Below are 9,612 nucleotides of genomic sequence, written 5' to 3'. Positions count from 1 at the left end.
CATGTCAGCCCCCCCTGATCGTGGATGCGATTAATGAGAAACAGCACCACGTCGAAACTGCTCGGAAGCACCGGCGGGGCCGGCCAGACACATTCGGCCTGGCAACCGATACGCCGAAGATGCGCCAGGAAGCTGCTACGTTCCGTATCGTCCGGATGTATGACGAGAACCCTCATCCGACGAAGCCGGCGCAGCAGATTTTCGCTCCTGTTGGGCATCGCTTCACTCATCAGCCGATATTACCCGCAACTGTTCGGTCATAGGCAACCAGATAAGGGTCTGGAAAGATATTCTTGCCTCTGAAAACTATGTCAAATTCGCCACTTTCGGTGGACCGTCCGATAAGCGGCCGGAACATCAGGTGATTTGTTTCTATGTCGAGAAAAAGATCACCACCCGGGCTTTTGAACACGGCCCCGGACAACGCCGGAAGAAGCAGTTCCGTGTCGTCGCTTCCGCATTGCCTGACCGCATTGGCAAAAAGCTGGACTTGCGAATAACAGACTTCACTATACACGCCGGGTATTATCTCATCGCCAAATCGTTCGGCAAAGCCCGCCCGGAAAGTTTCGTTGGTGGTGGTGTCAAGTGTCGAGAAATAAGGAGCGACGGATATGTGGCCGGCCCTCGCTTTTGCTTCGACACGGGTCAATTCGGATTCTGTGGTTGTGAGGGAGGCAATTGGCAGTTTATCACCAGACTTTCCAGCCTTGTGATGTGCGTTGTAGAGCACAATGCTGTCCTCCCCGACCACTGTCGAAATAATCGCATCAACCTCGTTGTCCTGCAGCTGTTCAAATTGCGCCGCAAATGTTTCGAGATTGGTCGAGAACGGAAAATACCGTTCCGCCACAACGCGGCCACCACTCTCCGACATGAACTCATTCACGACCCGGTTTATCTCCCGCGCATAAAGTGTGTCCGAACCGATCAGGGCAATGCGATGCCCGAGATTGTGAAAGATGTATTCAAGCAGCGGAATGACAACCTGGTTCGGCACCGCGCCACCGTAAATGACATTTGGTGAATACTCGAAACCTTCGTAAACGGACGGATAGAAGAGCACGCCGTTGAACCTTTCAACAACAGGGACAACCGCTTTTCGGCTGGTCGAAAGGCATGTTCCGAAAATCACGTTTACCCGGTGCTTGACGAGAAGCTCCGTTGCCAGATCTGCATATTTGTCATCCGATCCCGCAGGATCCAGTATCAGCGGATCCAGCCTGCGCCCATCGATCCCTCCTGCCGCGTTTATCTCCTCGCAGGCCAGCAGAACACCCCGTATGTGGGCGTTTTCAGTAACAGCCATTGGCCCTGTCTGGGAAAACAGGACGCCAATTGAGATAGTATCTTCACTCAACGGATCCGTACTCCTTCAACTGCTCCTGGACCCGGCAGGCAATTGCCAAAAGCTCTTCATCTCTTCCAGGTCGCCCCATTAGCATCATGCCGACCGGCATATCTCCACCAGGATTGGCCACAGGCAACGTGACACATGGTAATCCGGCAAGATTTCCAAGCCAACAAAACCAGGTCATGCTGTCCTGGGTCGTAACCTTCCTCCCCCCGAACAGCTGCCAATCTTCACCCTGCCTGGGCGCGACAACCGGCAGTGTTGGTAAAACCAACGCATCCCAGGCTGGAAGTTCCTTTAAGAGGACGGTCATGAAATGGGCCCGAATAGACTGGGCGTGGAGATACTCAACAGCAGTAATCTGCTCACCAGCCTCGAGATGCGCCTGCGTGACAGGCGAATAGCCGGAACGTTTGTTGGCCGGTTGAGAGGCGTGATACGACGACGCTTCGCAATGGAGGATCGTTTCCCAGGCTGCAAAATAGCTGGAGACAGAGGTGATTTCACAATTCTCCAGCGAACAGGGACTTGTTGCCAGCGCGCCTGAAATCGCCTTTTCAACCTCGCTCGTACACTCAAGCCCCTTGCCATACAATCGCAACAGCCTGGGCTCAACCTTGCGCGGCATCGGGCCCAACTCCTTCGAGTTTGCCGTTGTGACATCTTTCGGATCCTTTCCGAAAAAATATGGCAGCAGCAGTTGGATATCGGGAAGGTTGCGTGTCAACGGACCTGGCGCGTCCAGCGACCAGCTGAGGGCCAGAACACCGTGCCGCGATGCTCTACCGTAGCTCGGCTTGAATCCATAGATGCCACAAGCAGCGGCAGGAATGCGTACCGACCCACCCGTGTCACTGCCCAGTGCAGCTGCAACGATACCAGAGGCAACGGCTGCTCCCGAACCACCGCTGCTTCCACCCGTAATACGCGACGGATCATGAGGATTTCGGGTCGGCCCAAAGGACGAGGTACTGTTGGTCGCACCATATGCCCATTCATGCATGTTGGTTTTGCCGAAGATAATTGCCCCTGCGTCCCGAAGGCGCGAGACAATTGTGGCATCCTGACCGCCTGCCTCCCAGGGCAACGCCCCTGAACATGCCGTCGTCGGATAATCGCGGGTCAGGAAATTGTCCTTCACTGCAATCGGAATTCCGTCAATCAGACTGCGAGGAGCGTTTCTCAGGCGGCGTTCAGCTGCCGCCCTGGCCTGATCCAGAACAATTGGACTGTCTAAGGCGACAAACGCATTCAGGTCCGCCTTGCGTTCTGCCCTGTCCAACGCTCTCTCTGCCAGAGAAATGGGTGTTTCGGAGCCTTCGGCCAGGGCTGCGGCTTGTCCGGTCAGGCTGTCAAGAACGTCGTTCATCATAGGCCTCCGGAACAAATACGATTGCAGGTTCCTTCGCGTCTCGGGTTGCAATTGCCGTCAGTCCGGTCCGGATTCGCGACAGCGTCGCCTCGATTCGAGCTATTTGTTCAACGGTCAGAGAAGATGAAGTCGTCATCTCACACCCCTAAAAGTTCGTGTTGAAGAGCTGCGTCGGCTTTCAGGCTGTCCCGGTCGATCTCCAGGCGGATCGAACCTTTCTCCATGACATAGGCCCGTTCGGCTATGGATAGACAGAAATCAAGATCCTGTTCCGCGACCAGCACCGAGATGCCGCGCTCGCGATTCAAGCGTTTCAGGACACCAGCCATTTCATCAATTATGGATGGCTGAACGCCTTCAGTCGGCTCATCCAGAAGCAATATTCTTGGGCGGATCGCCAAAGCTCTGGCAAGTGCCAGGATTTGTTGCTGGCCTCCGGACAAACCTCCGGCGAGGTCTTTCGCCTTGGGCACCAGCATTGGAAAGTCCTCAAACGCCGCTTCGACCGATGCCTTGCCATCGTGACCGTTGCTTTCCGCCGCGACCGCAATGTTTTCGACCACCGTCATGCGCTGGAAGACAAATCGACCTTGTGGCACGTATCCCAATCCCAGCCTTACCCGCTTGGCCGTCGATGCCGGTGCGGTCCTGCCGTCGATTTCCAGAGTTCCGGCCATGGGTGATATCAACCCGGTCGCATATCGCATGAGGGTCGATTTTCCGACACCGTTCCGCCCAAGAAGCGCAACGATCTCACCTTTGCCAACCTGAAGACTGACATCTCGGATAATGACGGTCTTGCCGTAGCCGCCCGTCGCGTTGGAGACCTTAAACATGCTCACGCCTCCCAAGGTAGATATCGAGAACGCGCTCGTCTGCTCGAAGCTGGTCGATGTCTCCGTCAGCGAAGACCTCCCCCTGGTGCAGAACCGTTACGTGTCCCTGGAGGGTGCGCACAAATTCCATATCGTGTTCGACAACAATCACTGTCGTGAACCGCGCCAGAATACGTACCAGTTTTGCAAGTTCCCGCGTTTCTTCGTTGGTCATGCCGGCAGCAGGTTCGTCGAGAAGAACAACCCGCGGCGCAAGACACAGAACCATGCCGATATCGAGCCATTGCTGTTGACCGTGAGACAACGCAGATGCGGTAACATCAGCCTGCTCGGTCAATCCGAGCATATCCAAAATCGTTGTTGCGACGTCATGCGCCTGTCGTTTGTCGCGCAGACGGGAAAAGGCGGCAATCCAGAGATTGTCTCTCACCTTCAGTTCGGAGAATACTTGCGGTTTTTGGTTCTTCACACCCATGCCGGTGTGGACCCGGCTGTAGATCGTGGCATTGGTGATTGGCTCGCCACCAAGCGTCACATGCCCTCCATCCGGCTTGTAAAGTCCAACGCAAGTCTTCAGAAAGGAACTTTTGCCAGCCCCATTTGGCCCGATCAAGGAGTGAGGCTTTCCAGGTTCAAATGACAAAGTGACGTCATTGACCGGCACAACACCTCCAAATTTCTTCAACAGCCCGGCGCTCGATAAAGCCTTTGCAGGTCCCTCCTTTTCTTCAGCAGCTTGTAGGATGCCTTCCAGATCCCCGGTTTCGATGGAGACTGCCCCTGCGTTTCTGGAAGCCTCATTGGGATCCGGCAACAATCTCGCCATTCCCTGACGTAGGGCGCCCAGAACGCCGTTCTTGAGAAACAGAACCAAAAGCACCAGCACGATGCCGAGTATGAGCGTTGTTTGACCGCCAACCGCTCCGCCGCCCAGCCAGAATGACAGGCCACCGATCGCGATGGCTCCGACAAATGGTCCTGCAAGTGTCCCGAGCCCACCGACAAGAACATAAATCGGGACGAGCAGTGCTTCCTGAACAGAAAAAATCGAGGGATTGAGATAGTTCGACCAGGCCCCGAACAGCGCACCTGCAAGACCGGCAATCCCGCCAGAAAAAGCGAAATTCAGAACCTGGTATCTGCGAACGTCATACCCGAGCAACTCCGTTTTCTGGATATCGAGCCGAACACAATCGATCACTCGGCCGAACGTTCCGGTCATGACCTTGTAGGTGACAAAATAGGCTGCACCTGCAACGAGGATCGTGAACGTGAGAGCACCTTTTGGATCAAGCGCTTCGGTTCCCCCGGCCAGGACAATCCCGGGAATGCCGGACATTCCGTTGTCACCGCCAATAACGGCATCACCAAGTCTGATTTTGAAGGACTGGGAAACGGACCAGAGCAGCAGCGTAAAGGTGTAAGACAGGATCGTGCTCTGCAACGGCCCCATTCTGGCATAGAAGATGATCAGACCGAGAGCGCCGGCAATCAGAGCACCTGAGATCATTCCGACGGAAAGGCTCCAGATGACGCTTGAGCCAAAGACGAACGACAAGTTGATTGCGGCAACGCTGCCGAAATACCCCCCGAGACCGTAAAACGCCGTCTGCGCCAAGCTCAGAAATCCTCCCCTGCCCCAAACGATATCAAGGCTCAGGCCAAGAAGACCGAAAATTACCCAGGATGTCGCCACATAGGCGAGGTAGGGATCGATGGAATTCGCCAGAGCCAATCCGGTCAGGATCGAAATTGCCGGAAACACCAGACCGGCTTTTTCATTTAAGACTTGCAACATATTCATCGGGCCAGCTCACATTTTGCGACGCCAGCCGGCCGTGATCCCAAGCGGGAATAGCCAGAGGAGTACTGCTGTAATCAGGAAAAAGAAGACATCGCCAGCGACCGATGTCAGGAAACTCGCGGTTATTGAGGCTCCACCTCCCAAACCGATCGCCGCAATCGCGCTACCTGTCAACGTAACCGGGCCCGCAACCACAACAGTCAGGAACGCCTTGATCACAAATGCAAAACCCATGGAGGGAGTTGCCGGAACAATCGGCAACAGAATTGCACCGGCAAATCCTGCCAGACCGCATCCCAAGGAAAATGTCATCGTGTTGACCCTTGAGGACTCAATACCAATAGCCCGGGCCATGGCGGGCTCCTGAATGGAGGCCCTGGCTTTCATGCCGTAAACTGTCCGGGTCATCAGCAGATAAACAAAGCTTCCCATCAATGCCGCGACAAAAATCATCAGCAGGGAATAGCCGGCAAGGTTATAGTCGCCGATTTTGATACTGTATTGCGGCATTCCGATGCCCGGCGTCACAGTGCCAAAAATCAGGACCGCCAGCTGATAAAAGGCAATACTGATCCCCCAGGTCGCAAGCATCGTATCGAATATCCGCCCATACAGGCGATTGATGACGAGTATCTCGATGACGGCACCGATGGCCATGGTCACGGCAACGGCGATCGGAATCGATAGCAAAAACGGAACACCTGCCTGCGTTGCAGTCAAAGCCGTATAGGCACCGATCATCAAGAACTCACCGTGAGCCAGATTGATGACACCCATCAGACCAAAGACAACAGCCAGACCGATTGTTGCGATCAAAAGAATGGAAGCACTGGCGAGCGACGACAGCAGAACTGTTGCCAGATAGTCGAATTCCATGGAATCCCCCTTCAAGAGGCGCGCCCTTTCCCAAAGGCGCGCCACGTCGGAATTAGTTTTGGTCAGGTGTAAAATGCTTGGCGAGATCGGGATTTTCGATCAAATCGCACTTTTGATCTTCATAGGTTGGCTTGATACCAACAAACTCATCAACGATCTTGAAGCCGTGATTGTCGTCACCTTCAGCGACGAATATTGTTTGTATCAGATGATGAGAACCCGGCGACAACTGGACCGGTCCGGTTGGCGAGTCGAACGTCATTCCACTCTCAAGCGCCTTGATGACCTCATCCGCATCAGTTGTTCCGGCCTGGCTCACGGCCTGGGCCCAGAGATTGACTGCGTTCCAGGTATCCACGGCGCCTGACACAATGGGCGTATCATCTCCATATGCGGCCTGCCACATCTCAACGAATTTGGCATTCGCAGGATTTTCCACCTGCTGAAAATACCCCTGACTGGCAATCAGCTCCTTCCCTGCTGCCGGCGACACAACGACCTGTTGGTTGCCCGAACCGTAGTTCGTGGAAACAACCCCGATTTTTTCCTTTAAACCGGCCGCCGCAAACTGCTCAAGAAAACCCGTTTGATTGGCACCAACCGGCAGCGCGACGACGAAGTCGGGTTTGGCGGCCTGAATTTTCTGAATGGTAGGCGCATAGTCGGTTACTGTGAGCGCCAGAAAATCCTCGCCTACGACTTCCCCCCCTGACTGATTGGCAAATTCATGAACCCAGTGGGCGGAAATCGTTCCGAAGTTGTAATCAGGCGCCATAATGTAGATTTTCGGACCGTACTTGCGGATACCCCATTCAATCAGAACGGACAGTTGTTGGGAGGCGGAGGTACCGGTCACAAATGTCTGCTTGTCGCATGCTCCGCCTTCGTATAGTGAGGCATAAAAGTACGGAATGTTCGCTTTGCGGACGATCGGCCTGATGGCTTCACGGGATGAACTTGTCAAACCGGCAAAAAGCGCGTCGATCTTGTCCCGCAAGATCGCGGTATTGACATATTGCGTATATTTCGAAAGTTCGGATTGAGCGTCATATCCAACAACTTGGATCTGTTCACCCAGTAGACCGCCATTTGAGTTGATGTTGTCGACCGCAAGCTTCAACGCATTGTTTTGCTGAATGCCATAGATGTTCAATCCACCGGTGAGATCATAAATCGCACCGATTTTGACCTCCGCCTGCACGCCTGTCACCAGGCAAACCGATGCCAGGAGTCCGATTTTAATGGCTCTTGTTTTCATAACTGCCGTTCCCTCGATTGTTAGGGACTGAACGCCAGTTACCGCAAAAAAAATGGAAGCGGGGCTCAACAGACGTTCAGCTCACTCGCTTCCAATTTTTTGTGCATCTTTGCACTGCATTGACAGTAGGCAAATGAAAATGAGGTGTCAAGCTTGCGATAAATTACAGACGTAACGAGGTGCAATTGAACTCTCGGAAGCGACACAAATCGTATCTAAATCTGATGGATTAAACGGCCGATTTCAAAACACATTTCGCGATTAGCCAGTGTTGATTGAACATTCAACATGACCGAAGCAAGAACTCTCCATAAAAGGTCCGGTAAAGCTCTGAAAGCAATGAGAATTTATCTGTAATTGCAGTTTGTGGTCGGTTCGGAAGTTCAGGCCGAGCCTGGCTTGCCCGAGAGGTCCTGATTACGCCGCACATCCTCGTATGAAACGGTATGTGCGGCGCGAGCCAGGTTTCAGACAACCTGGCTGCCGGAACCTTGATTGGCTCCGGTTCACACCGCTTTTGTCAAAGAGATGCCAGGTCTCTCAGCATCAACGCGATGCCCGGAAAGAAAATCAACAATGCGGACATTACGAACAGGATCACGAAGAACGGGAACGTTCCCTTGATCACTTCCATGTAGGGCTTGTTGAATATCGCGATCGCAGTGAAAATGTCACACCCGAACGGAGGTGTCGCCGAACCGATTGCCATTTGCAAGGTCACCATCACCCCGACAAGCACCGGGTCGAGACCGGACGCATCGACAATTGGTACGAATATCGGCGTCAGTATGACCAGCACCACCAGCGAGTCGACGAACATGCATCCGACAAAAAAGCTCAATGCAATCACGGCAAGAATGTATTTGTCAGAAGCGCCTTCCAGATTGAGCGGCTCCAGCAATCCTTGCGGGATCTGCTCAAACGAGATGTACCAGGAAAATGCCTGTCCGACGCCGACAAGTATGAACACGACGGCCGTGATCAGACCGGTGCTGAGCGCCGCGCTCAAAACGTCATTCAGTTTCAGTTCGCGATAGATCAGGCATTCAACAATCAGCGCATAAAGCACTGAAAAGGATGCAGCCTCCGTCGGCGTGACGGCACCCGAATAGATACCGCCGACGATCAAGGCAGGGAATCCCAGCGGAAGCAGCGCCTTTTTGATCGCGGCAACGCGTTCGGCCGCTGTTTTTCTCTCCACGAGGGCAATCGTGTCGCCTTGGATCAGGCTGTAGACGTAACAATAGGCTGAAAACAGCACGGCCAGAACAATGCCGGGTCCAATACCTGCGATAAACAGTTCGCCGACACTGGTATTGGCAAGCGTGCCATAGAGTATGAGCCCGATGCTCGGTGGGATGAGAAATGCAATGTCACTGGCATTGATGATCAGCGCCATGACGAAACTGTCCTTGTAACCCGCCTTCAGCAGTTTCGGACGCATGATCTGCCCTATCGAAACCACCGTGGCCTGCGTCGAGCCGGACACGGATCCGAAAAGCGTGCAGCTGAGACAGGCGGTGATCGGCAATCCACCGCGACGATGACCAAAGAATGCCTCGATCAGCCCCAGGAGGTTGTTTGCCGTATGGCCGCGCGCCATGATATCGGCGGCCAGTATGAACATAGGCACGGCAATCAGGGCGTTCGGCGAAATGCCGGTGACGATCTGCTGAATGATGACACCGGTATCTATCTGGGAAAAATGGACCAGTCCGACCAGCGCGGCGACAGCCAGCGGCACGACCATGGGGAAGCTGAGAAACAGCAGGACCACCATCGTCACCACAAGCGTGAAGGTGATGACGTAGATATCCAGTTCACCCACGACGATATCGTTCAGGAAGCTCATGATATCGCTCATCTCAAACTCCGATATCTTCAGCTTCGCCGTCCAGGACATCCATCGACAGATAAGTGCCCTTCTGGGTGACATTCATCAGGAACGCGATCAGGTATTGCAGGCTGGCCATGGCGAGACCAACCGGGATCACTGCATAAATGATGTAGACGGGAAACTGCAGAGCCGGAGACAACCGGTTGATATCTTTGACCTCCTGGACATAGAGCACGGATTTGTAAGTCAGGAACATCAACAACAGGCTCGTTATC

General features: G+C 53.9%; 8 protein-coding genes and 1 pseudogene. All 9 read right to left on the bottom strand.

Translation table 11 applies throughout. The annotated features are described in order from the left end of the window. Positions 1 to 230, bottom strand: a pseudogene (locus K5905_RS19020) (ANTAR domain-containing protein); the annotation flags it as partial. Then, entirely contained in the window at positions 230 to 1,360 is a 1,131-nt protein-coding gene (locus K5905_RS19015) for a transporter substrate-binding domain-containing protein (protein ID WP_297586641.1), read from the bottom strand. The gene K5905_RS19015 and the pseudogene K5905_RS19020, both read right to left, overlap by 1 nt. Then, complete coding sequence (locus K5905_RS19010; RefSeq protein WP_297586640.1) at positions 1,353 to 2,723, bottom strand: amidase; 1,371 nt, start codon at positions 2,721 to 2,723, stop codon at positions 1,353 to 1,355. Before K5905_RS19010 ends, K5905_RS19015 begins: the two co-directional genes overlap by 8 nt. Before the next feature lie 140 nt (positions 2,724 to 2,863). Continuing rightward, positions 2,864 to 3,562 (bottom strand): ABC transporter ATP-binding protein, encoded by a 699-nt coding sequence (locus K5905_RS19005; protein ID WP_297586639.1) that lies wholly within the window; start codon positions 3,560 to 3,562, stop codon positions 2,864 to 2,866. Further along, the gene (locus K5905_RS19000; protein WP_297586637.1) at positions 3,555 to 5,366 is read right to left on the bottom strand and encodes an ATP-binding cassette domain-containing protein; all 1,812 of its coding nucleotides are present in this window, start codon (positions 5,364 to 5,366) and stop codon (positions 3,555 to 3,557) included. Before K5905_RS19000 ends, K5905_RS19005 begins: the two co-directional genes overlap by 8 nt. A gap of 9 nt (positions 5,367 to 5,375) precedes the next feature. Beyond that, positions 5,376 to 6,242, bottom strand: a complete 867-nt coding sequence (locus K5905_RS18995) for a branched-chain amino acid ABC transporter permease (protein ID WP_297586635.1) — start codon at positions 6,240 to 6,242, stop codon at positions 5,376 to 5,378. A gap of 52 nt (positions 6,243 to 6,294) precedes the next feature. Beyond that, positions 6,295 to 7,500 (bottom strand): ABC transporter substrate-binding protein, encoded by a 1,206-nt coding sequence (locus K5905_RS18990; protein ID WP_297586633.1) that lies wholly within the window; start codon positions 7,498 to 7,500, stop codon positions 6,295 to 6,297. 520 nt (positions 7,501 to 8,020) lie between these two features. Beyond that, positions 8,021 to 9,364: a TRAP transporter large permease gene (locus tag K5905_RS18985; protein ID WP_367186987.1), complete on the bottom strand. Its 1,344-nt coding sequence runs from the start codon at positions 9,362 to 9,364 to the stop codon at positions 8,021 to 8,023. Position 9,365: 1 nt separating this feature from the next. Further along, positions 9,366 to 9,612, bottom strand: a 247-nt coding sequence (locus K5905_RS18980) for a TRAP transporter small permease subunit (protein ID WP_297586632.1), incomplete at its 5' end; no start/stop codon positions are given.

Source organism: Roseibium sp., from assembly GCF_025698965.1.
Taxonomy (GTDB): domain Bacteria; phylum Pseudomonadota; class Alphaproteobacteria; order Rhizobiales; family Stappiaceae; genus Roseibium.
Note: the sequence above shows the minus strand (reverse complement) of the source record. Positions and strands in the feature narration are given on the sequence as shown.

Bases quoted from the DNA above. Each gene is read 5' to 3' on its own strand.
- K5905_RS19010 (WP_297586640.1), bottom strand. From the start codon at position 2,723: ATGAACGACGTTCTTGACAGCCTGACCGGACAAGCCGCAGCCCTGGCC.
- K5905_RS19005 (WP_297586639.1), bottom strand. From the start codon at position 3,562: ATGTTTAAGGTCTCCAACGCGACGGGCGGCTACGGCAAGACCGTCATT.
- K5905_RS19000 (WP_297586637.1), bottom strand. From the start codon at position 5,366: ATGAATATGTTGCAAGTCTTAAATGAAAAAGCCGGTCTGGTGTTTCCG.
- K5905_RS18995 (WP_297586635.1), bottom strand. From the start codon at position 6,242: ATGGAATTCGACTATCTGGCAACAGTTCTGCTGTCGTCGCTCGCCAGT.
- K5905_RS18990 (WP_297586633.1), bottom strand. From the start codon at position 7,500: ATGAAAACAAGAGCCATTAAAATCGGACTCCTGGCATCGGTTTGCCTG.
- K5905_RS18985 (WP_367186987.1), bottom strand. From the start codon at position 9,364: ATGAGCGATATCATGAGCTTCCTGAACGATATCGTCGTGGGTGAACTG.